This window comes from Staphylococcus sp. Marseille-Q1834 (genome assembly GCF_916858875.1).
Taxonomy (GTDB): Bacteria; Bacillota; Bacilli; order Staphylococcales; family Staphylococcaceae; genus Staphylococcus; species Staphylococcus pragensis.
Window position 1 is genome coordinate 770,835 of sequence record NZ_CAKASN010000001.1, and the last position, 26,023, is coordinate 796,857.

Here is a 26,023-nt window from a genome sequence, read left to right on the forward strand (position 1 = left end):
AAAGTTAAAGGTGATAAATATGGAAATTATTGCTAGTAGTATTTTTGTAGAGAATCAAGAAGAAGCTTTACAATTTTACACAGACATTTTAGGATTTGAAAAGAAAGAGGACGAGCCCGTAGGTGAAGGTTATCGCTGGATTGCTTTAGGATCGCCCGATTCTTCTAACAAAGCACAACTTATTTTAGAACCAAATGGCGACCCGATTGCTAAAGACTTTCAAACCCGCTTATTTGAAGCTGGCATTCCTATTACTATGTTTGGGGTTTCAGATGTTCATAAAAAATATGAGCGATTAAGTCAAAAAGGTGTTAAATTCACTGTAGAACCTACTAAAGTAGGTAAAAATAATATGGCTATTTTTGATGATACATGTGGCAATTTAATTCAAATTATCGATAAATAATTAAACAACTCAAACGCTTAACAGCTAATTTAAATTAAGAACTGTTAAGCGTTTTTTATATTGCTATCAAAAAAATAGTTAGGAATAACTATTTTTCAATAGTATTTTTATCAATTTTTTGAAATTTAATTTTACATATTATAAAAATATATTAGAAAAAACTAAAAAATTACATTAATATTATAGTACAAAATAAAAATCAAAAAGAATGAGGTTAATTAATTGAAAAAAATTTTAATAAGTTCTGGTGTCATTTTACTAGTTGTTATATTGGGATTTGCAGGTGGATTTAGTTACAGTAATTACAAAAACTTAAAAACTAAAGAAGCAGAAACTACAAAAGAAGTTAAACATGAAGATAAAAATAATATCAAAAAAAATAAAAATTCAGAAAATGAAAATCAGCAACAAGTTGATAATCAAAATAACCAAGACTCGATAGAAAATACACAACAGAATGTTCATACCAACGAGACAAATAATAGTGATTTAGCAAACCAACTTAAGAAGGTTATAATATTAATGATAATGAAGCTCAAATTTTAGCGAATGAAATTAATCATGCAGATATTAATAAAGATGGTATTATCACAACAAATGAAATGACTCCTACTTTACAGAAATTTGCAATAGCAGGTAAGTTCCAGCCAGCTGGTGGTGGCGCATCTAGCGAAAGTGTAAATACTTCAGAGAACAATAATGAAGAAGGGCAACCTAAGTATACAGCAGAAGATGCTAAGCATATGACTGATGATGAATTCTTAGAAGCTTATAAAGAAGGTATGTCAGAAAAAGAAGCAGCTACTGTTGATAAAAATGCTGCAGGTTCTGATGATTATATTAATTTTTTAAGAGGACAAGTAGAAGCTAATGCAAATGGAAATGGTGGCACATATTAAATTAAATATTTAAAAAATTATCTTGATTTTAGGAACAGAGCTCTCTCATAAAATGACGGGAGCTCTGTTGATTTTTTATCAATTAGATAGTTAGTGATTTATAGTACTCTTCGCGCAACAAACTATATACATAACTATCCGAGAACTCGCCACGCAAACGTTCATTGCTTCTTAACACGCCCTCTTGAGTGAACCCCAATCTTTCAGGTATCGCGCGACTTTTAGGATTACGCGTTGACATTTGAATTTCCACCCGATTAATGTCGAACTCCTCGAATACGTATTGAATTAACACTTTTGTGCATGCCGTCATGATACCCTTTTTCTGAAAATGCTGAGCCAAATAATAGCCAATAGACGTACGCTTATTAACTAAATCCAAATAATGCAAACCGATGACACCTACTAATTCATCGTCATACCATATGCCACAATGAAATCCATCTCCCCATCAGTGCGGTTTCTAAATACCATACTTCAATTCACCTCCGCATCACTGCGGTTTTCAAATGACACTCTTCAATCCATACCCGCATCAGTACGTCTTTATATATATTCCTCTACAAAGATCTTTCTGTCATACATTTCGTAGATATTTACTATAAAATTATTAATGTATTTTCATCAAATATACACTTTAATGTTTAGAAACAAATGATCTCCTCCCCCACTTTAGAAGTTTAAACATACTTTGTAATTATTATCTTGTAGTATTTAATTAACTTTATATCCACTTATTTTTTAAGTACACTTTAGTTAATAAAATAATAATGAAAAGAGGAATTCTAAATGTTTGAATTTAGAGAGCAAGAAAAGCAATTAATTAAATCGTTAGTCCATTATTTTAATATAGCGTCTGAAAAGTTAAAGTTTAAAAATAAGATATTAGTGATGTCTGATAAAAATCTAAAATCACCTTTTATTACTAATGATACAAGTATTGAAATAAAAGATGATTTTGGTCAATTAATACACTTATATGGTACGTATGCTGGATCAGTAGTAATAATTAATAGGATAATGAATGCTCTATATGAATTCTTATTAGAGAATTATGATGAAGTAATGCTCAATGAACAATTTTATAAAGTTAAAGAAGAAATTGTATCACGATTTATTTCTAATCAAGATATTACCAATCAATTAGAATATTGCTTACTTCAAGACAACTTAATTAATAGAAGTGAGAAAGAAGAAAAAAATATTGAGATAGCTCTCGCTTTTGGTAGTGCTACTAAACCTCTACATAATCATTTTTATTTAAATCCCGTTGACAATAAAATGAAGCCACTTGAGGGAAGATTAAAACAATTACAGCGTTCTAGAAAAAAGAGTGCTAGAAATCACCTCCTCTATGAGACAGGCAATTTAAGCGAATTAACTAAATATTTAGCTGATTCTAATGGATTCAATCCTAACAAAAAGTCCTTCAATGATATTCAATTTAAGCCAAAAGACATCAAAAAAAGTTTCTATGCTACCATGAAGAGCTATGCTAAAGCTACAGATCAATTTAAAATACATCCTAAAGAAGAAGAATTAAATAAAGATGTAGAGAATTTATTAAAAAATGTGGCGAAAGAAGAGGATCATAATTTTAATAAATCTTATTATACATTCAATGACACATTATTAATCATTGCTCACTGTATTTTAAAACGGTTGCTCCCTGATCCGAATAAATATTGGCAGTTATTAAATCATGATAAAAAAGTATTATCACGTTATCAAATGCCTAAAAATATGACCAATGACATGCTTTCAGACGAGATAATTAAGAAATTATTTACTCGTAATAAAGATAAAGAAATCCTTAATGAAGATTTTGCTAAACTAGTCGAAGTAATTTCTAATGTTATACCTAAGCATTTAGTTATTTTGAAGAATGACCCTATTAATGATTTGGATAATTATTCGCCGGAAGATTACAAAGATGATAATGATTTAGTGTTTCACTTTGAAAACACCCCATCATATTATCCACTACATCAGGTTTTCAAAGACTTTTACATTTATTACTTTAAAGGCTTTAGCGACTTAAGAGTACTTATGAAATATACTCGAAAATTGATAAAAGAAAATATGTACAATAGTTATACTAATAATGAGCATTTTGATATATTTGCATTTAATAATTCATTGAAAAATACCATTAATATATTTAAATTCAAAGATATCGAATATAGTAATAATAACAATAATTCTTCTAAATCTCTCAGTATTTCTAATGAAAATCTATCCAAGAGTTTAAATTCTATTCGATATATACATTCCAAAAGTTCATTTTCATTATTTGACGATATTGATTTCTTAGGTGAGTACCAAACGAAAATCATCAGTAATCGTAAAAATAAATAATAAAGAAATTTTTTATTGTCCTAATAACTATTATACCTGTAAATAAGGGCTGAAATTTCACATTATCATCTTAAATAATTCTAATAGCGCAAATACTTCTTAAACGTTGTGTTTGCGCTATTTTTCTTACTTAAACTTTTTAAATTTTATTGTGAAAAATTCAATCGCTAAAATGCCAATCATTTTATAGACTCTGATTTGTAAAAAAATTTGAAAGGAGAAAAATTATGAACATTAATATTCTATTTTTGTTTTTGCTGCCAAGTTATATTGATTCAATTACCGTTGAAAATAACTTGGATTCATTACTTAATGCTTCATTCGTTTTCAAACAACTTTATGAGTTAGAGAAAGCAATACAACCTATCATTTCAACTATCGAAGAGAATGGCATAATTATTGATTCGAAATGGATAACTGATGAGATCAAGCGCGTTAACCAGTTATTCAAGGTGGATTTGGACCTGAGTAACTTAATCAATGTGCTAAATAAAGAAAAGCAACAAGGTAATGAGATAGCTAGGAATCTAGCATCTCATTTATCGTTGTGGGTTGCACCATATGTTGAGAAATTGGCAATACAACCTTCTAATTTCAGAATTAGAGGTCATTGGAATCTTTTCTCTTCTTACAGTGGGCGAATGACTGCTAAAAAGAGCCCATTAACGTCCATGCCTAAAAATTTGCGAAAATATGTTATGGCAAGCAATTCTAATAAAGAGTTGTGGTCTGTTGATATAAACCAAGCAGAGCTACGATTCCTAGCATATTATGCTAACGATCAGTTTTTACTAAGGCATTTTAGTACTGATCAGGATATGTACAGCTATATCGGTAGATTGATTACCCCGTACAATTGTAATAAACAACCTGAACGACTGCGTAATGTATGTAAAACCTTCTTCCTTGCTTGGCTTTATGGAGCAAGTACTAACACATTGCTGAAAAAATTAAGGAAGAATGATTTTGATATTACTTCAGTTGATGTAAATCACATATTGAAACAATTAGAGCTTACAATACCACAAGCAGTTTATTATTTAGACCTATGCTCAAATCAAAATGAAGTGCAAACCTTCTTCGGAAGAGTTATGCCACTTGTCAAAATGAAACAGAGTACTAAACGTAACTTCGCACTTCAATCATCAGTAGCGACCTCGATTAAGTTACTCATGTTGGAAGCATACAAACTTAATTTAGATATCGTTCATGTCATTCATGATGAGCTATGGATTGAAGTCAAACCAAGTTATTCAAATTGGCAAAAGCTTTTGCAACAAAATTTCGAAAAAACAATCAATCGTTATCACAACGATTTTCCGTTAAATAATATTTTAAATTTTAAACAAATGGAGGAAAAATAAAATGGCTAACTATAGCGTAAGAAACTTAATAAATGAAGTACAAACAGGGACAGTAAATTTTAAAATAAATAAAGCGATGGATGATAAGGTCTCGCTTAAGTCGGGAGAGATAAAAGATGTCCTCAATTTAAATGTGACGATCACTGACGATAACAGAAATGAACGTACTATTAACCCACTTTTAATATTTATCGATCAACGTCAAATGTCTCAGTTCGGTCAATTTTTAACTGCCGTAAGTACATCACTTGGAATAGAAGATATTACCACAGAAGATTTAAATGGTTTAACTGGTAGGGCTGATTATTTTATTAAAAATAATAACTTTCCTGGATTGAATAATTGGCAATTTGATATTCCTTCAAATAGAAGTGTTCAAATGATTCAAGAGCATATTTATAATCAGCAAGATATATCTAACCAATCTCAAATGAATCCTTTCAACCCTTGGGCTAATGCTGAGGAGGATGAATAAAATGTTTAAAGTGAAATCTTTGGAAAATTTAAACATTGTTAATCCATTTATCAAGCAACATCCAGATAAAACTACCTTAATTAACAAATTGGAAGACGCTACTACTGCGTCTTCTCCAATTTATCATTTATCAGACCTTAATGGTCAAGATCGAGAATGGATATTGCGACATACCTTAAATAAACCATTTTACACGTATCATGCAAACCAAAGCCCCGATGTACCATCAATTTCGAAAACAGCATTATCACAAAAAAGTTGTAATTTTGATCAATCTCTTCAAAATATATTAAAAGAGTTTCTGTCTTACGAAACGCAAAAGGGAGAAACACGTATAAAAAAAGGAAGAACGGCAAAATTCATCGATGCTTGTTTTAACATTGTTAGTACATCCGATGATCCAAATGAAGTGAGGATTTACAATTATGAAAAAGGCGTGTGGGAAATCACCGATCTTCCCTTGCAAAGATTTATCTATGAACTTTGCCACACATTAGAGACAAGTTGGTCGAAAAATCTTGAAACTGCTTTATTAGACCAAATTAAACGACGTATTAAGGTCTACGAGCCTAGTGAATTTAATCAGGAAGCACTCACTTTAGAAAATGGTGCTTTTAATTATAATACATTAAAAATAGAACCTAGATCGCCCCTGCACCTTTCAACCATCAAATCACATGTAAAATATAATCCAAAGGCTAAAGCCCCAGTATTTCAACAGTCTTTGCGTGAGTGGTTTGATGATAAAGATGATATTGCATTTGTCCAACAATGGTTTGGCTATGTACTCTCCAAAGAGTTTAAAGCTAATGTTTTCTTGTTAGTATATAGCCAGGGAGGAGAAGGTAAATCGACATTATTTGGTTTATTAGAACATATTGTTGGTATACCTAACACGACTGCCATTTCGTTGAGCAACTTCAATCAAAGTTTTGGACTTGAGCCTTTATTACACAAAAAACTTAATTTAGCTACTGAATCATCAAACACTGAATTTAGTACAGATAAACTCAAAGCTATTACAGCTGGTGAAAAAATAACGGTTAATCGCAAAGGACTTAAAGAAATCGAAACTGTAATCTCTGCTAAAATGACATTCCTATTAAATGATTTACCAGTACTTAAAGATAAAAGCAATGGACTCCAACGTAGACTTCTAATCTTACCCATGACTAAACCAATACCTCTAAGTTCGCAAAATAAAAATTTACCTCAGCAGCTTGAAAAAGAGTTATCAGGTATATTTAATTGGGCTTTAGAAGGGTTACGTCGCTTAGATCAAAACGATTATCAATTTACAACTTCTAAAAGTATGAATGTAATTAAGCAAAAATATTTTAACGCAATTTCACCTATGATGGACTTCATAAGAAATTGCTTAGACATTAATTCTAATAATAGTAATATATTGGGCAACGAATTGATAGCCACTTTCAAATCGTGGTCAGAGATGCATAACTATAATGTAACTCATTTATTATCACCTATTGCATTCTGGCGTGAATTTAGTGTTGAAATGCAAAAACTAGGTATTAATTATACTAAAACTAAATCTTCTGGTAAAACAGTCGTTAAAGGTATTAAGTTCAAAAGTGACAGTAGTGATGATAGTGACGTTAAAAATAACTAACTAAGAAAGGTGATAAAAGTGGAAGAACTTATAAATATGTTAGCGGATATTATAATTGAATATCTCGACGAACAGTCTGAATAAAATTGTCGCTCTAACTCTCTTAGAAGGAGTTAGAGCTCATTAAATGTAAATTTAAATGTATATTATCATATTGGAAAGGAGGCCCTACAATGGGTAAAATTATTGGTTATGCACGTCAATCCATAGATAAAAAGAAGATAGAAAATTCTGTTAAATCTCAAATAAAAGCAATCCAAGCCTATACAAATAAACATCATCTTCAAGATGTTACATTTCTAAGCGATGTAAAAAGTGGTCGTACTACTACACGTGATGGCTATCAGTCTATGTTAGATATGATACGAAACAATGAATGCCAACATATTATTGTTTTTCGTATCAATCGTTTGAATCGAAATTACCATGATTTTTTAGAATTCCAGGAATTATGTGAAACGCACCAAGTTTTAATTACCTCGTTATGTGATGGTCAGTTTGATTTATCTGATAAAACTCAAGCTTTCAAGATAAGGTTTTTAGCAATTCTTGGAGAAACAGAAAGTAAAATCATCTCAGAGAACGTCCGTTCAGCTAATGCACTGAAAGCTAAGAATCATCAATTATTAGGTACAAACGCGCCATTTGGTTATATATATAAAAATAAGTCCTTTTATATCGATTCATCTAAGGTTACTACAATTAAATTTGTTTTTAATTCCTATATTCAACAAGGTTGGGGTTATAAAAAAATATCCCAAGCACTTAATAACCATATCGAATTGTTTGATAGAACACCTAAACAGGTTAAGCGTATTCTTACTAATGCAAAGTATGCTGGCCTAATACGCAATCAATTTGGTGAATATAAAGGAACCTTTAAACCTATTATCGATGAGGCAATATTTCGTCAAGCTGAAACGATACGCGTTTCTAAACAAACACTAAAACATCAACACCCTATGGTTTTGCTTCGTAAGAAAATCAAATGCATTTGTGGCACAACAATGACACCTATACGTATGAAGAGAAAGCATATGACGCATCCTATTACGTATTACATTTGTCCTCTGAATGAAAATGTAGGTTATAAAAAGTGTGATATGGGATATCTTGTAGCCTCTGAGATAGATCAACAAACGATTGACGTTATTGAAGATAACATTCTAACTAAGCCTACACTACAATGTTTAGAATCTATAGTTCAAAAGAGATTGGCTACTAAAATTTATCGAAGTAAGCCTAATTTTAGTAAAGCTACCCTTATTGAAGAATTGTCTAAAAAACAAATCAGCATTGAGGACTATAAAATGAAAATCAACGAGCTGGAAATCTGGCAATATAAAATGAACTACTATCAACAATCTAATTCTGATATAAACGTTCACAAAATCACAAAAAATATTTTAAATAATTATACATTGTATCTTGACCAACTAACTGAAATGATTACTCGAGTAACCATAGGTCAAGATAAAAATATCACAGGTGTCTTTCTAAAAGACCACCCAATTAACCTGTTAAAAGAAAAGGATGATATAAATGTTGTATCAAAAACCAAGTGAAGTACTTATTTTAGCTCATGAAAATGAAATAGATGAAAGACACCTAATGCCTGACGATAATATCGATATGTTAAAAAAAGAGTGTCAAAATTTAAATATTAAAGTTACTAAATCTTACACTACTGTAGATCACTTAATTAACGACATAAAATATGGAATCGTTGCTAATATACCCATCATAGTGTGGGGTCACATTTCAGATTATCCAAGTTTAGAACAATTACAACTGAATTATTATTCACATATTGATACGCTTCCCACTTTCAAAGTTTGATAAATAGTTAAAATATTAATAAATAAGGGTTTGATAAAATGAACACAGTCACAAATAAAATTAGAGTAGCCGCTTATGCTAGAGTAAGTTCTTTGAAACAAGTTGATAATTATTCTATTGCCGCTCAACTTGCTGAAGTAGAAAAGTATTGTACATTACATGATTATGAAATGACATCTCCTTATATAGATAACGGGATAAGTGGTGCCGAAATGAATAACCGACCCGCTTTACAAGAAATGCTTAAAGATTTAAAAATGAATAAGTTTGATAAAATAGTTGTGTGGAAACTCTCTCGTCTTGGGCGAAGTATGAAGGACATACTTCAAATTGTTGAAGAATGCGAAAAAAACAATGTATCTTTTTATTCAGTGAGTGAACACCTCGGCATAGACAGTGATATGCACAAATTAATGTTGAATATCATGGGATCTCTTGGTGAATATGAACGAGCTATATTAAAAGATAATATTCGCCTTGCCTCTTCTAATAAAGCTAACGAAGGAAAATCAGTCGGTGGTCAAACACCATACGGTTATGATCGTATTGATGGTAACTTAATTATTAATCAACATGAAAGTAGAATTGTGAAAGAAATATACCTAATGTATAGTCAAGGTATGAATTATACTGCTATCGCTAAAATGTTAAATGACAGACACGAAGTCACAAAATTAGGTAAGCCACATTCCAAAGATTCTATATCTTATATTCTTAAAAATAAAGTATATCGTGGCTTAGTTGTTTATAATCAATATGTTGATTGGAAGAAAAAAGGTCGTAAAGGGTATAATGATAAACCTATTATTACTGAAGGTAAGCATGAAGCCATTGTGTCTCAAGAACTATGGAATAAAGTTCAAGCACAACATAAAGCAAGAAAATGTTATAAACGTGGTAATAACAAAACAGACAACCTTCTTACTGGTTTGTTAAAATGTAAAAGTTGTAATGCGAACTACGTCATTTCAAATACTGTAAATACGCTTAAGGATGGGAGTAAACGCCGTTTTCGTTACTATATCTGCCGAACACGTAAACAAAAAGGCTCTGATTGTAAAGAAGCTCCAAATATTCGTGCTGACTTCATAGAAGACTATGTATTTCAAAATATTAAGAATTTGATTCGTAAACCTGATTTAATTCAAAAAGTGGTCAATGCTGTTAACTCAAAAAGAACACCAGATACTACCCAAATTAAACATGAAATTGCTAATAAACAATTCCAAATAGAAGAATTGCGATCTAAATACGATAACTTAATTGAAGCTACTGAACAAGATAGCAGCATTATCGAATCAATTCAGCCAGCGTTACTTAAATATACTCAACAAATACGCGAATTAGAAAACAGTATTACGCACCTAGAACGTAAACAACTAGTGGAACATCCAAAAATAGATACAAATACAGTGATTGATATTTTTGCTGTTTTATTTAAAAATCTAGAAAGCACAAATAAAACTTCTTTAAAAAACATTTATCACTTAGTCATCGATCATATCTATGTTGAAGCAGATAAAGGTAATAAAAAGCAGTTTTACATTACTTTTAAATTCAACAAAGATATCGTAGCAACCTTATTAAATAATATTAATCCAGACGAACAATTACTCAATTGTTCGTCTTCTTTTTTATCTCAAATATCTTCTGAAACATTCTTCCTCGAATTTAGTCTATAAACCATTTTTTCTATATCACTATCGTCACTTCTGTCACTATTTCTAACGTAACAAGTCATCCTTCAAATATATATTATCTCAATGACGTAGCTCATCAACTACATCACATTATAAATATCTTGGAGGTAATATGATGAAAACAATGACTCAGGAACTCAAACAATATATGACTCACTTATTTCGATTATCTAATAAAGAGGAATGGGAATGTGAAACACTAGATGAAGCAGCAGAAAATATACTTCCTGCTCGTTTCGTTGATAATTCTCCCCTTGCGCATCTTACACTTGAAACTTATACCTACTATAACAATGAACTACATGAGCTAAGTATCTATCCATTTCTTATGTACGCCAATAACCAACTCATCAGCATTGGTTATCTGGATCATTTTGATATGGACTTTCTATACCTCACAGATACTAAAAATACGATTATCGATGAACGTCATTTACTAAGAGAAGGAGGGAATGACCATGAATAATTGGATCAAAGTCGCACAAATATCTGTTACGATTATTAGCCAAGCGATTATCATCATGAAAGAAATTCAAGATGAGGTAAAATAATATGAAAATCAATCGATATATCACAAGAGGCATTAATGAACAACTATCTCTAGACCTTCAAATCTTACTTTGGAATATGGTAAAAGAAAGAGATAATCAAAGTCATACAGATTACCTACACATTTTTAGACTGCAAGAAGATGAAAATATACTCTCAATCACACATAAACAAGAACAACCCGCATACAAATTGGAATATCACTATACAAACTATGTAAAAAATCAAAATGCATTACCTAAGAAAGTCTACGTCATTCGTGAAGATGATGTAGACGCTTTTTATTATGTGATGCTTTTGCCAGAAGAATATTAAAAGGAGTGGCGAGTATGAATGCAATTACAAGTATTATAGAAACTGAAGCTATCTTCAGTGACGATGAACAACATCGTTATTTACTTAAAAAAACATGGGATAGAAAATTGCCAACTTGTACAGTGATAACGATGTATCCTCATTTAGATGGAATATTATCTCTTGATTTAACAACTGTACTAATTCTAAATCAATTATCAACTGAAAACGATTATGGTTCAGTTTATCTTGTTAATTTATTTTCGAACATTAAAACACCTGAAAATCTTAAACATATAAAAGAACCTTATGATAAGCATACAGATATTCATATTATGAAAGCAGTATCTGAAAGTGACACAGTGATTCTTGCTTATGGTGCCTATGCGAAGCGCCCTGTTGTAGTCGAACGTGTAGCGCAAGTGATGGAAATGTTAAAACCTCATAAAAAGAAAGTAAAAAAGCTCATTAATCCAGCAACGAATGAGATCATGCATCCACTCAATCCTAAAGCGAGACAAAAGTGGACATTGAAATAAAGGAGGATTATCTATGAACCGTGAAACTAAACAATCAGACTGGCAAACAGTTGCTAGTTGTTTAGCATCATATAATTACACTTCAATTGTAAAAGGATTAGTGCATCATTTCACAGCTATCGAAGATGAAGAAATTCTTAATAAGATTTATAACGATTTTATGAAGGATGACTCTATCACAACGGTACTTAACAATGATTTTCAAGATATTATTGATCATTATTTAATAAAATGAAATGTACATTAAAATTAAAGCATCCTTCACTTTTGTGGTGAGGGATGCTCTTAAATTATTTTTTTATATTTAATTTCTTATATTTTTATGAACAATATTTACAGTATTTTTCAATTATAGATAAAGGCCAATTTGTTATACTACCAGTTCATTTGAGACATATATACTTTTTTCTGTTTTATTAAAACTATCACGGCTAATAGGAATTTTCACTAATATTCCTAAATCATTCAAACGAACTTTATAATACTTATTATTTTTTTCAGTGTACAAGTCGAAATTTGTATTTATCTCATCTATGAGTTCTTTTGTTAATGAATAATATTCAGGAATAAGATACAAATAAGGTTGGTTACTTGCAGAAGTATTTCCTAAAAATATAATTTGTTCTTCACGAACCAATAATTTCAGTATTTTTTCTATCTTTTCTTTTTCTTGGTTTAAAAATCTAAATTGCTTAGCTTTTAAAGAAATGTCAATTAGCACCGACATAACAATGTCTAAATTTTCATCTTTCATTAATACTTATCTCCTTTTAATTAACATAATAGGTCGTTATCAGTATCAAACGAACATTTTTTGTAGTAAGCCTTGTTTGCGTTGTTTTAATAATTCAATCTTTGAAACCTGTTTCTCAACCAATTTATCTAATTCGCTAAAAAAATCACCTATTTTTTGTTGTTCTGAGTACTGCGGTATACTAAATTTTAATGTATTCATAGCATTAAAATTTAGTGCAGGCATAGCTGATTGACTAGATAAAGATTTTATTTTAAAGTGACTTTTCTTTAATAAGAAATAGAAATATCTATTATCTACATTTTGTTTTTTTACAAATTTAAATAAATTATTAGCTATAACTCCTTCGTAACCCATTGATATCGTGCCCGCTGAGGCTCCATACCGAATCATGATTAAATCTTTTTGATTTATTAAACCACTTTCTTTACGGTCTTTTATATATCTTTTTTTTGGATTTTCAGTAATATCTACTATTCTTATAAATCTTTTCATATTATTAATTGGTATTTTGTATTGATTTTCCACTGGTATCTGTTGTCCCTGTTGGTATTTATAGAGGTCTCCCAATTTTTTAATTTCCCATGCTGGATAATCTTTGCCATTCTCATCTTTAAATCGCAGTTCTTGAGAGAAAATCTTTTGCATATATCCTTTCTTTTGTTGCTCTAAAAGTTCAAGTTTCTCTTCTTCTAACTCAATTTGGCGGTCGAGTTTACTAAAAAAATTACCTAATTTATTTTTTTCAATATAGCTAGGCGAATAAATTTTATAAGGTAAAATATGTTTATTGTTAATTTGGGGAATAGTAGATGTATCCGCTATCCTATAGAGACCTTCTCTTAATATGGCATAATAATAAAATTCAGTGTCATTTACATCGTTAAACTCGAGTCCCATAAGATTTGTATCAATGTAGCCAGGAGTATTTATAATTCTTATTTTATTAAGTAATATAGCAGCTCCTCTTTTAGGAAAAATTATTACTTTTTTATTTAAAGGAGTATGTTTTTTTTCCACATACAAATCCGAGTAATCCTGAAATTTACTATTATTATTTAAATCATTCACTTTATATAATGGATATTCAGAACCTTCACTATAATAAGAAGGTGAGTGACCTGAAATTATAGATAATAATTTACCAAGCTCATTATTTTTCCACTCATCTTTAAATTCTGGAAATCTTAGTTCTGGAGTATTACGGTGTTTACTCATGTTTTAACACTCCTAGTTCTTTAAGATATTCGTTGATTTCTGATTCAACTTCTGCAATGTCTTTATCAATATCTGACAGTTGTTGTTGAACTTGGTCTAAGTCGATAGGTTCTTCTTCTTCAAATGTATCGACGTATCTTGGAATGTTTAAGTTATAATCGTTATCTTTGATTTCATCTAAGGAAGCCACATAGCTAAATTTATCGATTGTTTCTCTATTACGATATGTTGTGACAATTTTATCGACATCTTCATCTGTCAATAGATTTTGGTTTTTACCTTTTTCGAATGATTGTGAAGCATCAATGAATAATACATTATCACTATCTTCTCGGCATTTTTTGAATACTAATATACTTGTTGGAATACTTGTCCCAAAGAATAGGTTCGCTGGTAATCCAATGACTGCATCTAGATAATTCTTTTCTTCTATTAAATATTTACGAATCGTTCCTTCAGCTGCACCACGGAATAGTACGCCATGAGGTAAAACGACAGCCATTGTGCCATTATCGTCTAAATAATGAATCATATGTTGAATGAAGGCAAAATCTGCTTTTGACTTCGGTGCTAATTTACCATAACCACTAAAGCGTTCATCATCTAAAAATGATGGGTCGGCACTCCATTTCGCACTATAAGGCGGATTGGCTACTACCGCATCAAATTTTTCTCCTCTAAAAGCAGGGTTTTCTAAGGTATCATCATTATCTATTTTAAAACGTGTATAGTTTACATCATGCAGTAACATATTCATTCGTGCTAAGTTGAATGTAGTATTGTTATATTCTTGACCGTAATAGAAGCGGACATCGGCTTCACGTCCAACACGTAATAATAATGAACCTGAACCACATGTTGGGTCATAAACATTTTTTAAGTTAGGCTTATTCGTTGTGACAATCTTAGCTAAAATTTTAGACACTTGTTGTGGCGTATAGAATTCCCCCGCTTTTTTACCTGCATTGGCTGCAAATTGGCCAATTAAATATTCATAAGCATCCCCTAACATATCAATTTCAATATCACTATGCACAAACGGAAGTGTAGCTAAATTAACCATGACTTTCGAAATAAGTTTCGTACGTGCTGCATTGGTATTACCTAAACGTGTAGAGTTTAAATCCATATCAGCGAATAAATGGTCAAAGTCTTCTTCACTGTCTTCACCACGTGTTGATTCTTCGATTTTATTAATCGCTTTATGCAAATCTTCGATTTCGAATGTTTGAGTTTCAATTTTCTGAATTAAGTGACTAAACAAATCTTGAGGTTCAATTACAAAGCCAATTAAATTAATTAATTCTTGTTGTAACGCTTCACGATATTCTTCATCTTCCCAAGCTTCTGCATATGAAATATTGTCCTCTTTTAATAACTCAGCCACTTCTTCTTCTGTTTTTTCTGATAAGAAGCGGTAAAAGATGAGTCCTAAAATATAATTTCTAAACTCGCTTGCATCCATATTTCCACGTAAATCATTCGCAATACTCCATAATTTCTTTTGTAATTCGGCTTGTTGTTGTCTTTGTTTTTCCGTTGTTGACATCTAAATGTCCTCCTTAAATAAATATTCTGATAAAAATTGGTCCATCAAATAAGTTCGTTTCGCTTGTAAATACTTTAAATGTCTACGTCGTTCATTAAGTTTTCCTATACGTTGTTGTTGTTCTAATGGAGGTAGAGCCATCTTAAGTTGTTTAAGTTGATTCAATGTTAATTTTTTAACTAAGGAACCCCCTTGCTTAAATTGATTTAACTGACTTTTTGCTTGCGATGAGGCATTCATCCAATAGACAAAATAATTGGCATCAATGCGTGCAGTATCAATCTCAATATGCGTATAATTATAAGGGAGAATACTGTCATGATGTTGTTGACTCACAATGACACACTCACTCGTCATCATATTAATCACGATATCACCCGTATGAACTATCTTGGCTTGATGTGTTGTGCTTAAGGTTACATGCTTAGGTTGATGTGTTGTCGGTTGAAACACTCCACCATCAAACTCCATCATACGTTGATCATAGATAGGTAATGTTATACCCTGAGAAGCTTCTACAGTCTCAAGTCGATTGATTAAAGAACCATTATGAAACGTAAATAATTGAGATATTTGACTCACCTTCTTATTTGTATTTTTTTATTACTACAAATTGAGTATATAACAAAAAATCCTTGTAGTAAAGAAAAAATACAAGGATTCTTGTGAGATTTATTCGACCATACCATATTTTTCAACGGTATCTTCAATAAACCGTATAATTTCGTCGGTTTTTCGCTTACGTTTCATAAAAGGCTCTGAAATATTTTGACCGATAGATTTACGATCGATATTACCACTATATTCATATTCATTAACAGCTTCGTTAAGTAACATAGCAGAAAAGGCTTTTTGTTCTGCAAATGCATCAATTTCTTTTGTTTTTTCTTTGTCTTCAAATTCATAATAGGCTTCATTAATATCGGAATCTTCTTTTAGTGACGGCACAACTTTATCTAAGAAGCTACGAATCAAATCAGCTTTCAAACGTAATTGTTGATCGTCGGCTTTATCTAATAACTTATGAATTTGATGACGTTTTTCATCGCGTGCTTTTGCGTCAGATAGATTAATTTGACCAATGAGATCCATAATATACTTCACATTAATCAAATCATTACGCATTAATTCAACTTGGAAATCAATATCATCTAAAACGGAAACAGCTTCTTCATTATCCACTTTTTTACCACGCATGACTTCTTCATAAATATTTAAGTATTTTCCTTTATAATCTTCATACGTTTGTTCTGCAATACCGAGTTCGTTTTCTGTAAATTGAAATTCATCAAAGGTTTTTAACTTGATTAATGTATTTGATAAATCACGGAACGAAATAACAAATTCTTTTTTTAAATCTTCAGCCTCTAGTTTATCAACATCTAAAGGTGTTGGTGCTAATTGAAAAACATCTTGTAAGATATCTTTGAAATTTTCTAAATATTCTTCGTAAGATAAACTTAACACTGTATCTGTGTTGTCAGTTTGTGAGAAAATTTCAATGGCTTCATCCGTTTGTTTTTTTAAATCACGATAACATACAATATTACCGTAAGGCTTACGTTCCTTTTCAACACGATTGGTTCTTGAATAAGCTTGAATTAAATCATGATGTTTCAGATTTTTATCGACGTAAAGGGTATTCAGTTTCTTACTATCAAAACCAGTCAAAAACATATTAACGACGATAAGAATATCAATCTTGTCATCACGAACCACTTCTTTCATACGCTTAGATACGTCAGAAAAATAGCCTTCGAAATTATCCGTATTATAATTCGTTTTAAATGTTTGATTATAATCATTCATAATACGATCGAGAACTTCTCTTGAATGAACATGATTATCATCCTCTTGTGCATCTTCATTAGCCTGATACGTAAAAATAGTTGCAACATTTAAATCATGAACACCTTCGTTTTTTAGTCTTTGGAATGTGTCATAATATTTAATCGCCATTGGAATACTTTGAACCGCAAACATAGACGTGTAGTTTCCGTTATCTGTTTTCTTGTGATAATTTGAAATCAAATGTCGACAAACAGCTTCAATACGTTCATCTGCCATCCAAATTTCCGACGTATTAATTTTAGAAATATACTCTTCATCTAAATCGTCATGTGAATTAAATGTTTGATTATATTCAACGGAAAATCCAAGCACATTATGGTCTCTAATAGCATCTTTAATGAGATAGTGATGTAAACATTTATCAAAAATGTCCGCTGTAGCACGCCCATCCTGACTCTTGTTTTCTTCAAAACGTGGTGTCCCCGTAAATCCGAAATACTGTGCATTTTCAAAATGCTGCTTAATCAAACGATGCATATCTCCAAATTGTGTACGATGACACTCATCAATAATAAAAATGACTTTATCTTGTTTATACGATTCCATTACTGAGTGATTGGACTTCACTGCATTCGCCATTTTTTGAATCGTCGTTACAATTAAAGGCAAAGTTGGATCAGCTAACTGTCTCAATAATTTACGTGTATTATCCGTAAAATCAACCGAGTCTTCTTGGAATTTATTAAATTCAGCTAACGTTTGATTATCTAAGTCCTTACGGTCGACTAAGAAAATCACTTTTTTAATATTTTCTTCTTGCGATAATAATTGACTCGCTTTAAATGAAGTCAGCGTTTTACCACTACCTGTTGTATGCCAAATGTAACCATTGTTATTTGTTTCTAAAGCACGATTTAAAATAGCTTCCACTGCATAGACTTGATATGGACGTAATGCCATTAGAATTTTGTCTGTTTCATTGACGACCATATAACGACTAATCATCTTAGCAATGTGACATGGTTCTAAGAAATCTTCAATAAAGTCCTTAAGATAATTAATACGCTCATTTTGTTCATTACTCCAATAAAACATTTGTCCCTTAAAGATTTCACGATCACTATTGGCGTAGTAGCGTGTTTCCATTTTGTTACTAACGACAAATAATTGTATGTATCGGAATAAACCCGTATAGTTTTGACGACGATAACGCTCAATTTGATTAAATGCTTCCGTGATTGCTACCCCACTACGCTTCAATTCTATTTGAACTAATGGTAGACCATTAATCAAAATCGTCACATCATAACGACTTTTATACTTATCTTTCACACTAATTTGATTAGTTACTTGGAATTTATTCTGACACCATTGTTTTAAATTCATGAAATTTAGGTATAAATCAGTATCATCATCACGTTTAAGTACATAACTATCGCGTAATTGCATCGCACTATCAAATACAGATTTGCCGTTAATCCCCGTCATTAAACGTTCAAATTCACGGTCTGTTAGGGGTTTCCCATTTAATTTATCCTTATGACGTTCATTAATTATATTACGAAAATTATCATGTAATTGTTCAACGTTATGTATGTTCACTCGTTCGTATCCTAAACTCTCAAGCTGTTGAAGTACCTCATTTTCTAATGCATATTCACTCTGATAAGCCATTCATTCATCCACCCTAAACTTAATCTTTCCTTAAATATATCAAAATTTAGTAATAATTAATATTGGACGCGTTATTTTATACTAGAGAAATAACGAACTTTTTTAAAAGATAGTATATTTATTACTTTTTATCTGTAAATCCGACTAATAATTTTACTAAACATTACTTAACTTGTAATGTTAATTTAAGTCATAAAAACTAGAGTATCTTTCCAATATGTTTCAATGAGTACTTCCATATCTTTTATTCATTAATTTTTTCATTTTTCAATTCATTTAATCAAATTTCTTTGATAAGATATTGTGATCATTTTATTTATACATAGTAAACTTAATTTCAAACCATCTCAATTTGACTAGTTTTTATTACATACTCTTTATATTTCCTATTATCATACAAATTATTTTGAATATAATCTTAGATAATCATCCATTTCTTTTAACCGTAAAACAATCTACTTATAAACACATAGTTTCCATTTTAATTATTTACTATTCAGTAATTCAAGAATTTTTTCAATCTCTACTTTAAGTAAAATGCAGTGAAATTACAAAAAACATTAAGTATTGTATTATAAAAGTTAGTATTATATAAAAGATTATTAAAACATCCTGCTATTTCGAAATACTTATACATCGAAATTTACAAGTAACTCTTATACAGTTATTTAAACCCTATTACATATAATAAATAGTAAAGGAGTAATAAAAATGGAAAAAGAAAAACGTTTAAATCTTATATTAACTATTATAAAACAGAATCAATTTAATACAAAAAAACAAATATTAGACTACATGGAAAAACATTTTGGAGTTTGTTATAGCTTGACTACTATTTCTCAGGATTTACAGGAATTAGGAATTTACAAAATTCCTACTAAAAACAAAAAGTATATTTACAAAAAAATAAATCGAACGTACCAATTAAACGCGAAAAAACAATTAGAAACATTAAGTGATGAAATTCTTAAAATCACAATACTAAGTAACTATATTTTAATAAAAACGTCCCCTGGATTTGCTCAAAGTATAGGTTATTACATAGATCAATTACTATTAAAAGAAATACTAGGAACTATTGGAGGCAATGATAACTTAATGATTTTGACATCATCTAGTGAAATAGCACAATTTATTTATTATCAATTATTCTCTTCAAAATTAAATATATAGTAATGATTACCAATACAAAAAAATGAATAAAAAACTTTTTTATTCAAATAAGATAATATTTCATTACTAGATTTTTCAATTTTTCACTATTATTTAGTAAAGAAGTATATATTTATACAAAATTTTGCATTGAATAAATCTATATATGTGAAAAAACTCCCTAAATAATTGTGAATTAAATCACATAATACTTTTTGAAAGCGCTTTATAATGTAAATGTAATAAATCAAAGGAGGAATTTGAAATGGTACAAGGACCCATTCAAGTAAATAGTGAAATAGGCAAATTGAAAACTGTGTTGTTAAAAAGACCAGGAAAAGAATTAGAAAATTTAGTACCTGATCATTTAAGTGGTTTATTATTCGATGATATTCCCTACTTAAAAGTTGCACAAGAAGAGCATGACAAATTTGCTCAAACTTTGAGAGATGAAGGAATCGAAGTAGTTTATTTAGAAAAACTTGCAGCAGAATCTATTACTGAGCCAGAAGTACGCGAGAACTTCATAAACGACATATTAGCAGAATCTAAAAAGACAATACTGGGTCATGAAACTGAAATTAAAGAATTCTTTTCAAAGTTATCTGACCAAGAGCTTATTAATAAAATCATGGCTGGCGTACGTAAAGAAGAAATTCAACTTGAAACAACTCATTTAGTAGAGTATATGGATGATAGATATCCATTTTACTTAGATCCAATGCCCAACCTTTATTTTACAAGAGATCCCCAAGCTTCAATTGGTAGAGGAATGACAATTAACAGAATGTATTGGAGAGCACGACGTAGAGAATCTATTTTTATGACATATATACTGAAACATCATCCAAGATTTAAAGATAAAGATGTGCCAGTATGGTTAGATCGTAACTCACCATTTAATATTGAAGGTGGAGATGAATTAGTATTATCTAAAGATGTTTTAGCTATTGGTATATCAGAACGTACATCAGCTCAAGCAATAGAAAAGTTAGCACGTAATATTTTCAAAGATGCAAACACAAGTTTTAAAAAAATCGTAGCTATTGAAATACCTAATACACGTACATTTATGCATCTAGATACAGTACTAACTATGATTGACTACGATAAGTTTACAGTACATGCAGCAATATTTAAAGAAGAAAATAATATGAATATATTTACTATAGAACAAAATGATGGTAAGGACGATATAAAAATTACTCGTTCTAGCAAGTTACGTAAAACACTTGCTGAAGTTCTAGAAGTAGAAAAAGTGGACTTTATTCCAACAGGTAATGGCGATGTTATTGATGGTGCACGTGAACAATGGAATGATGGCTCAAACACATTATGTATTCGACCAGGGGTTGTGGTGACATACGATCGCAATTATGTATCAAACCAACTTTTACGCGACAAAGGAATTAAAGTGATTGAAATTACTGGTAGTGAGCTTGTACGTGGACGTGGAGGTCCAAGATGTATGAGTCAGCCGTTATTTAGAGAAGATATTTAAATTTGAAAGGTGGTAAAAGTCACAAGTAATTCATTCATTAAATCAAATAACAAGATTTTTACCACTCTTATTAGGGGAGATTAATATGGATAATAAATTAGGTAAAACTTCCTTAATTGGTTTAGTCATAGGCTCTATGATAGGCGGTGGTGCATTCAATATCATCTCAGATATGGGTGGCCAAGCTGGTGGACTTGCAATAATTATAGGTTGGATAATAACTGCTATTGGTATGATTTCTCTTGCTTTCGTATTTCAAAATTTAACTAATGAGCGACCAGATCTTGATGGAGGAATTTATAGTTATGCTCAAACAGGGTTTGGAGATTTTATTGGTTTTTCAAGTGCTTGGGGATATTGGTTTGCAGCATTTCTAGGTAATGTGGCTTATGCAACCCTATTAATGTCAGCTGTGGGTAACTTTTTCCCTATATTTAAAGGTGGTAACACACTTCCAAGTATTATCATAGCATCAATTTTATTATGGGGTGTACATTTTTTAATACTTAGAGGTGTAGAAACTGCAGCGTTTATAAATAGTATTGTTACAGTAGCTAAATTAATACCTATATTTCTAGTTATTATATGCATGATAGTTGTATTCAACTTCAGTACTTTTAAATCTGGTTTTTATGGTATGACTAGCGGAAGTGTTGGTGTTTTTAGTTGGGGAGACACAATGGCACAAGTAAAAAGTACTATGTTAGTAACTGTGTGGGTATTCACTGGGATTGAAGGAGCCGTTGTCTTTTCTGGACGTGCAAAGTCTAAAAAAGATGTAGGAACTGCTACCGTTATTGGTTTGATTTCTGTACTAGTCATTTATTTCTTAATGACTGTACTAGCCCAAGGTGTAATTCAACAGAACCAAATTTCAAAACTTGCTAATCCATCAATGGCACAAGTATTAGAACATATTGTAGGTCATTGGGGTTCAGTACTAGTTAATATAGGTTTAATTATCTCTGTTTTAGGGGCTTGGTTGGGATGGACATTACTAGCTGGTGAATTACCTTTTATTGTAGCTAAAGATGGACTATTCCCGAAATGGTTTGCTAAAGAAAATAAAAATAAAGCTCCGGTCAACGCTTTAATTATTACTAATATACTAGTCCAGTTATTTTTAATTAGTATGTTGTTTACAGATAGCGCCTATCAGTTTGCGTTTTCACTTGCTTCAAGTGCAATCTTAATTCCATATACATTCAGTGCTTTTTACCAGGTCAAATATACTATTCAAAATAAATCTAAAGCTAGTTTGAAACAATGGATAATAGGAATTATTGCATCTATTTACACAATTTGGTTGGTTTATGCAGCTGGATTAGATTATTTACTATTAACGATGTTGTTATATATACCTGGATTATTCGTATATAGCTACGTACAAAAAGATAATAATAAAAATTTGACAAAATTAGATTATACGTTATTCATATTAATTATTGTACTTGCAATAATAGGACTAATTCGTTTGATTACAGGTAGTATTTCTGTGTTTTAAGTTATGATTAAAACGAAGCAATTTTCAAGGGGCTTATAGTTATGTATGAAGAAAATATTTATATTAAAAATTCAGAATACGAATTGGATAATAATCTTAAACAATTAGCATCATACTTAAATATTCCTGTTAGTATTATTAGACCTTATAAAGAGGATTTTACACTTTATCAATATAAAAAAGGACAAGTCATATATCATTCAACTGATCAAATAAAATTTGTATACTTTTTAGTAAATGGTTGTATTTTACATGAATGTTCTAATATTACTGGTGACAATTATTTAAGATTAAGTAAAGATGAAAATATATTTCCAATGAACTTCATATTTAATGAAACCCCTGCACCATATGAAATATGTACAGCTTTGACAGATTGTAAAATATTAACTTTACCGAAAGTTTTACTTGAGTATTTATGTAGAAAGCATAATGAAATATTTGAAAGTCTCTTCAAGAAACTTAATGAGACTATTCAATTTCAAGTAGAATATATTATGGCGTTAAGAGCTAATTCAGCTAAAGAAAGAATTGAAAGAATACTACGAATTTTATGCCTTTCAATTGGAGATGATAATGGAGAATTCTATGAATTAAAACAAATTATGACTATTCAATTAATAAGTAATTTATCTGGACTTAACAGAAAAACTACTGGTGAAATAATTAGAGAATTAAAAATGGAAAATATTATATATCAAGATAAAAGAAATTGGATTATAAAAAAAAGTAACTATTAATTTAAAAGGAGATATTCAAAATGAAAAATTTAAGAAATAGAAGCTTTTTAACTTTGTTAGACTTTACACAAAAAGAAATGGAATTTTTACTTAATTTATCTGAAGATCTTAAACGCGCAAAATATGCAGGAATAGAACAACAAAAAATGAAAGGTAAAAATATCGCTCTACTTTTTGAAAAAGATTCAACACGTACACGATGTGCATTTGAAACAGCCGCTTATGATCAAGGTGCACATGTGACGTATCTTGGACCTACAGGTTCTCAAATGGGTAAAAAAGAATCTGCTAAAGATACAGCTCGTGTATTAGGCGGAATGTATGATGGCATAGAATATCGAGGATTCTCACAACGAGTAGTAGAAGACTTAGCAAAATATTCTGGAGTGCCAGTATGGAATGGTTTAACTGACGAAGATCATCCTACGCAAGTACTTGCTGATTTTTTAACAGCTAAAGAAGTATTGAAAAAGCCATATAATGAAATTAACTTCACATATGTTGGAGATGGACGTAATAACGTTGCAAATGCCTTAATGCAAGGAGCAGCAATCATGGGCATGACTTTCCATCTCGTATGTCCTAAAGAGCTAAATCCAACTGATGAATTATTAAATCGTTGTAATGATATAGCTGAAAAAAACGGTGGTGAAATCCTTATAACTGACGATATTGATGAAGGTGTCAAAGGATCTGATGTAATTTACACAGATGTTTGGGTATCTATGGGTGAACCTGATGAAGTTTGGGAAAAACGTATCAAATTATTAGAACCATACCGTGTAACTAAAGAATTAATGAAAAAAACAGGTAATCCACATACAATTTTTGAACATTGCTTACCATCATTCCATGATACTGAAACAATAATCGGTAAACAAATTCAAGAAAAATATGGTCTAACTGAAATGGAAGTAACAAATGAAGTATTTGAAAGTGAACAATCAGTTGTTTTCCAAGAAGCAGAAAATAGAGCACATACAATAAAAGCAGTTATGGTAGCAACTTTGGGAGAATAAATGAAAGGTGGAGATACAATGTCTAAAATCGTCGTAGCTTTAGGCGGAAATGCCTTAGGACAATCTCCTAAAGAGCAATTAGATTTATTAAAAAGTACAGCTAAATCTCTAGTAAGTTTAATTAATAAAGGATATGAAATTGTAATTAGTCATGGTAACGGTCCACAAGTTGGAAGTATTAACTTAGGTTTAAACTATGCCGCTGAGAACAAACAAGGCCCTCCATTCCCTTTCCCTGAATGCGGAGCTATGAGTCAAGCTTATATTGGCTATCAAATGCAAGAAAGTTTGTTAAATGAATTACATGCATTAGGTATTGATAAAGAAGTGGTCACATTAGTGACACAAGTTGAAGTTTCTGAAGATGATCCTGCATTTCATAATCCAACGAAACCAATAGGACTATTTTATACAAAAGAGCAAGCCGATAAAACTATGGAAGAAAAAGGTTATACTTTCGTAGAAGATTCTGGACGCGGTTATCGTCGTGTCGTTCCATCTCCTCAACCTATAAATATAGTTGAATTAGATAGTATTGAAACATTAATCACAAATGGAACACTAGTTATAGCAGCCGGCGGTGGCGGTATTCCAGTAGTTAAAGAAGATAACAATTATAAAGGCGTTGATGCAGTTATTGATAAAGATAAAACGAGCGCTTTATTAGCAGCACATTTACAATCTGATCAACTCATTATCTTAACTGCTGTAGATTATGTTTACATCAATTACGGAAAAGAAAACCAAGAAGGTCTTGGTGAAGTAACTGTTGATGAAATTAAAAAACATATTGCTGATGGCCAATTTGCTAAAGGTAGTATGCTTCCAAAAGTTGAAGCTGCACTTCAATTCCTTGAAAAAAATACTGAAGGCAGTGTTTTGATTACCTCTCTAGCAGGATTAGGAGACGCATTAGACGGCAAAATTGGAACATTAATTAAAAATTAAAATTATAATACTATACTCCATTTTGCTACAAACAAAAGAGCCTATAGCCCCAGGAGGCTCTTTTGTTTTTTTATTATTAAGTGGTTTTACATCATACGTTAGTTGTTGAAGGAGATGAAA

Annotated in this window: 25 protein-coding genes and 1 pseudogene; 20 read left to right on the forward strand and 6 right to left on the reverse strand. The window is 30.7% G+C overall.

Annotation, left to right across the window (positions count from 1 at the left end; all coding sequences use genetic code 11):
* Positions 1-19: 19 nt before the first annotated feature.
* The 3 genes from LIX58_RS03940 (at position 20) to LIX58_RS12640 (ending at position 1,305) form a co-directional block, all read left to right on the forward strand.
* Positions 20-406 (forward strand): VOC family protein, encoded by a 387-nt coding sequence (locus tag LIX58_RS03940; protein ID WP_154838211.1) that lies wholly within the window; start codon positions 20-22, stop codon positions 404-406.
* Positions 407-628: 222 nt separating this feature from the next.
* Entirely contained in the window at positions 629-952 is a 324-nt protein-coding gene (locus LIX58_RS12635) for a hypothetical protein (RefSeq protein WP_226386089.1), read from the forward strand.
* Between the two features lie 56 nt (positions 953-1,008).
* Positions 1,009-1,305, forward strand: coding sequence for a hypothetical protein (locus tag LIX58_RS12640; protein ID WP_226386090.1), 297 nt, complete (start codon positions 1,009-1,011; stop codon positions 1,303-1,305).
* An 82-nt stretch (positions 1,306-1,387) separates the two neighbouring features.
* Here LIX58_RS12640 and LIX58_RS03955 read toward each other — a convergent pair.
* Positions 1,388-1,753 (reverse strand): annotated as a pseudogene (locus LIX58_RS03955) (GNAT family N-acetyltransferase); the annotation flags it as partial.
* A gap of 341 nt (positions 1,754-2,094) precedes the next feature.
* Here LIX58_RS03955 and LIX58_RS03960 point away from each other — a divergent pair.
* From LIX58_RS03960 to LIX58_RS04010, 11 genes are all read left to right on the forward strand, one after another.
* Entirely contained in the window at positions 2,095-3,663 is a 1,569-nt protein-coding gene (locus LIX58_RS03960) for a hypothetical protein (RefSeq protein WP_226386091.1), read from the forward strand.
* Positions 3,664-3,890: 227 nt separating this feature from the next.
* Positions 3,891-5,027: a DNA polymerase gene (locus tag LIX58_RS03965; protein ID WP_226386092.1), complete on the forward strand. Its 1,137-nt coding sequence runs from the start codon at positions 3,891-3,893 to the stop codon at positions 5,025-5,027.
* Position 5,028: 1 nt separating this feature from the next.
* On the forward strand, positions 5,029-5,502 hold the full coding sequence (locus tag LIX58_RS03970; RefSeq protein ID WP_226386093.1) for a hypothetical protein: 474 nt from the start codon (positions 5,029-5,031) through the stop codon (positions 5,500-5,502).
* Between the two features lies 1 nt (position 5,503).
* Positions 5,504-7,132 (forward strand): phage/plasmid primase, P4 family, encoded by a 1,629-nt coding sequence (locus tag LIX58_RS03975; RefSeq protein ID WP_226386094.1) that lies wholly within the window; start codon positions 5,504-5,506, stop codon positions 7,130-7,132.
* 173 nt (positions 7,133-7,305) lie between these two features.
* Complete coding sequence (locus LIX58_RS03980) at positions 7,306-8,697, forward strand: recombinase family protein (RefSeq protein ID WP_226386095.1); 1,392 nt, start codon at positions 7,306-7,308, stop codon at positions 8,695-8,697.
* A complete protein-coding gene (locus tag LIX58_RS03985; RefSeq protein WP_226386096.1) occupies positions 8,675-8,971 on the forward strand; it encodes a hypothetical protein in 297 nt (98 codons plus the stop codon). Before LIX58_RS03980 ends, LIX58_RS03985 begins: the two co-directional genes overlap by 23 nt.
* Before the next feature lie 38 nt (positions 8,972-9,009).
* Positions 9,010-10,653, forward strand: coding sequence for a recombinase family protein (locus LIX58_RS03990; protein ID WP_145462229.1), 1,644 nt, complete (start codon positions 9,010-9,012; stop codon positions 10,651-10,653).
* Between the two features lie 133 nt (positions 10,654-10,786).
* Positions 10,787-11,137, forward strand: a complete 351-nt coding sequence (locus LIX58_RS03995) for an SAUGI family uracil-DNA glycosylase inhibitor (protein ID WP_226386097.1) — start codon at positions 10,787-10,789, stop codon at positions 11,135-11,137.
* An 86-nt stretch (positions 11,138-11,223) separates the two neighbouring features.
* Complete coding sequence (locus LIX58_RS04000; protein ID WP_226386098.1) at positions 11,224-11,535, forward strand: DUF960 domain-containing protein; 312 nt, start codon at positions 11,224-11,226, stop codon at positions 11,533-11,535.
* 14 nt (positions 11,536-11,549) lie between these two features.
* The gene (locus LIX58_RS04005) at positions 11,550-12,053 is read left to right on the forward strand and encodes a DUF1643 domain-containing protein (RefSeq protein ID WP_226386099.1); all 504 of its coding nucleotides are present in this window, start codon (positions 11,550-11,552) and stop codon (positions 12,051-12,053) included.
* A gap of 13 nt (positions 12,054-12,066) precedes the next feature.
* Positions 12,067-12,288, forward strand: a complete 222-nt coding sequence (locus LIX58_RS04010; protein ID WP_226386100.1) for a hypothetical protein — start codon at positions 12,067-12,069, stop codon at positions 12,286-12,288.
* Between the two features lie 135 nt (positions 12,289-12,423).
* Here the strand turns inward: LIX58_RS04010 and LIX58_RS04015 are convergent, their stop codons facing one another.
* From LIX58_RS04015 to LIX58_RS04035, 5 genes are all read right to left on the reverse strand, one after another.
* On the reverse strand, positions 12,424-12,807 hold the full coding sequence (locus LIX58_RS04015; RefSeq protein WP_226386101.1) for a hypothetical protein: 384 nt from the start codon (positions 12,805-12,807) through the stop codon (positions 12,424-12,426).
* Positions 12,808-12,852: 45 nt separating this feature from the next.
* A complete protein-coding gene (locus tag LIX58_RS04020) occupies positions 12,853-14,025 on the reverse strand; it encodes a restriction endonuclease subunit S (protein WP_226386102.1) in 1,173 nt (390 codons plus the stop codon).
* Positions 14,018-15,574 carry a type I restriction-modification system subunit M gene (locus LIX58_RS04025; RefSeq protein WP_226386103.1) on the reverse strand — a complete coding sequence of 519 codons (1,557 nt, stop codon included), beginning with the start codon at positions 15,572-15,574 and terminating at the stop codon, positions 14,018-14,020. The genes LIX58_RS04020 and LIX58_RS04025 overlap by 8 nt, the downstream gene beginning before the upstream one ends.
* Entirely contained in the window at positions 15,575-16,156 is a 582-nt protein-coding gene (locus tag LIX58_RS04030; RefSeq protein ID WP_226386104.1) for a restriction endonuclease subunit S, read from the reverse strand.
* Positions 16,157-16,246: 90 nt separating this feature from the next.
* The gene (locus LIX58_RS04035; protein ID WP_226386105.1) at positions 16,247-19,039 is read right to left on the reverse strand and encodes a type I restriction endonuclease subunit R; all 2,793 of its coding nucleotides are present in this window, start codon (positions 19,037-19,039) and stop codon (positions 16,247-16,249) included.
* A 711-nt stretch (positions 19,040-19,750) separates the two neighbouring features.
* Between LIX58_RS04035 and LIX58_RS04040 the strand changes: the two genes are divergently transcribed.
* The 6 genes from LIX58_RS04040 to arcC all read left to right on the forward strand — a co-directional run bounded on the left by LIX58_RS04040 (position 19,751) and on the right by arcC (position 25,903).
* Positions 19,751-20,212, forward strand: coding sequence for an arginine repressor (locus tag LIX58_RS04040; protein WP_154838413.1), 462 nt, complete (start codon positions 19,751-19,753; stop codon positions 20,210-20,212).
* Positions 20,213-20,456: 244 nt separating this feature from the next.
* Positions 20,457-21,692, forward strand: a complete 1,236-nt coding sequence (gene arcA, locus LIX58_RS04045) for an arginine deiminase (RefSeq protein ID WP_070673405.1) — start codon at positions 20,457-20,459, stop codon at positions 21,690-21,692.
* A gap of 85 nt (positions 21,693-21,777) precedes the next feature.
* Positions 21,778-23,196: an arginine-ornithine antiporter gene (arcD, locus tag LIX58_RS04050; protein WP_145421521.1), complete on the forward strand. Its 1,419-nt coding sequence runs from the start codon at positions 21,778-21,780 to the stop codon at positions 23,194-23,196.
* A 41-nt stretch (positions 23,197-23,237) separates the two neighbouring features.
* Positions 23,238-23,936: a Crp/Fnr family transcriptional regulator gene (locus LIX58_RS04055; RefSeq protein ID WP_154838414.1), complete on the forward strand. Its 699-nt coding sequence runs from the start codon at positions 23,238-23,240 to the stop codon at positions 23,934-23,936.
* A gap of 20 nt (positions 23,937-23,956) precedes the next feature.
* Positions 23,957-24,955, forward strand: a complete 999-nt coding sequence (argF, locus tag LIX58_RS04060; RefSeq protein ID WP_070673411.1) for an ornithine carbamoyltransferase — start codon at positions 23,957-23,959, stop codon at positions 24,953-24,955.
* Between the two features lie 18 nt (positions 24,956-24,973).
* The gene (gene arcC, locus LIX58_RS04065) at positions 24,974-25,903 is read left to right on the forward strand and encodes a carbamate kinase (protein ID WP_070673429.1); all 930 of its coding nucleotides are present in this window, start codon (positions 24,974-24,976) and stop codon (positions 25,901-25,903) included.
* Positions 25,904-26,023 lie beyond the last annotated feature (120 nt).

Coding starts and splice junctions, on each gene's coding strand:
- LIX58_RS03940 (WP_154838211.1), top strand. CDS start 20: ATGGAAATTATTGCTAGTAGTATTTTTGTAGAGAATCAAGAAGAAGCT.
- LIX58_RS12640 (WP_226386090.1), top strand. CDS start 1,009: ATGACTCCTACTTTACAGAAATTTGCAATAGCAGGTAAGTTCCAGCCA.
- LIX58_RS03960 (WP_226386091.1), top strand. CDS start 2,095: ATGTTTGAATTTAGAGAGCAAGAAAAGCAATTAATTAAATCGTTAGTC.
- LIX58_RS03965 (WP_226386092.1), top strand. CDS start 3,891: ATGAACATTAATATTCTATTTTTGTTTTTGCTGCCAAGTTATATTGAT.
- LIX58_RS03970 (WP_226386093.1), top strand. CDS start 5,029: ATGGCTAACTATAGCGTAAGAAACTTAATAAATGAAGTACAAACAGGG.
- LIX58_RS03975 (WP_226386094.1), top strand. CDS start 5,504: ATGTTTAAAGTGAAATCTTTGGAAAATTTAAACATTGTTAATCCATTT.
- LIX58_RS03980 (WP_226386095.1), top strand. CDS start 7,306: ATGGGTAAAATTATTGGTTATGCACGTCAATCCATAGATAAAAAGAAG.
- LIX58_RS03985 (WP_226386096.1), top strand. CDS start 8,675: ATGTTGTATCAAAAACCAAGTGAAGTACTTATTTTAGCTCATGAAAAT.
- LIX58_RS03990 (WP_145462229.1), top strand. CDS start 9,010: ATGAACACAGTCACAAATAAAATTAGAGTAGCCGCTTATGCTAGAGTA.
- LIX58_RS03995 (WP_226386097.1), top strand. CDS start 10,787: ATGAAAACAATGACTCAGGAACTCAAACAATATATGACTCACTTATTT.
- LIX58_RS04000 (WP_226386098.1), top strand. CDS start 11,224: ATGAAAATCAATCGATATATCACAAGAGGCATTAATGAACAACTATCT.
- LIX58_RS04005 (WP_226386099.1), top strand. CDS start 11,550: ATGAATGCAATTACAAGTATTATAGAAACTGAAGCTATCTTCAGTGAC.
- LIX58_RS04010 (WP_226386100.1), top strand. CDS start 12,067: ATGAACCGTGAAACTAAACAATCAGACTGGCAAACAGTTGCTAGTTGT.
- LIX58_RS04015 (WP_226386101.1), bottom strand. CDS start 12,807: ATGAAAGATGAAAATTTAGACATTGTTATGTCGGTGCTAATTGACATT.
- LIX58_RS04020 (WP_226386102.1), bottom strand. CDS start 14,025: ATGAGTAAACACCGTAATACTCCAGAACTAAGATTTCCAGAATTTAAA.
- LIX58_RS04025 (WP_226386103.1), bottom strand. CDS start 15,574: ATGTCAACAACGGAAAAACAAAGACAACAACAAGCCGAATTACAAAAG.
- LIX58_RS04035 (WP_226386105.1), bottom strand. CDS start 19,039: ATGGCTTATCAGAGTGAATATGCATTAGAAAATGAGGTACTTCAACAG.
- LIX58_RS04040 (WP_154838413.1), top strand. CDS start 19,751: ATGGAAAAAGAAAAACGTTTAAATCTTATATTAACTATTATAAAACAG.
- arcA (WP_070673405.1), top strand. CDS start 20,457: ATGGTACAAGGACCCATTCAAGTAAATAGTGAAATAGGCAAATTGAAA.
- arcD (WP_145421521.1), top strand. CDS start 21,778: ATGGATAATAAATTAGGTAAAACTTCCTTAATTGGTTTAGTCATAGGC.
- LIX58_RS04055 (WP_154838414.1), top strand. CDS start 23,238: ATGTATGAAGAAAATATTTATATTAAAAATTCAGAATACGAATTGGAT.
- argF (WP_070673411.1), top strand. CDS start 23,957: ATGAAAAATTTAAGAAATAGAAGCTTTTTAACTTTGTTAGACTTTACA.
- arcC (WP_070673429.1), top strand. CDS start 24,974: ATGTCTAAAATCGTCGTAGCTTTAGGCGGAAATGCCTTAGGACAATCT.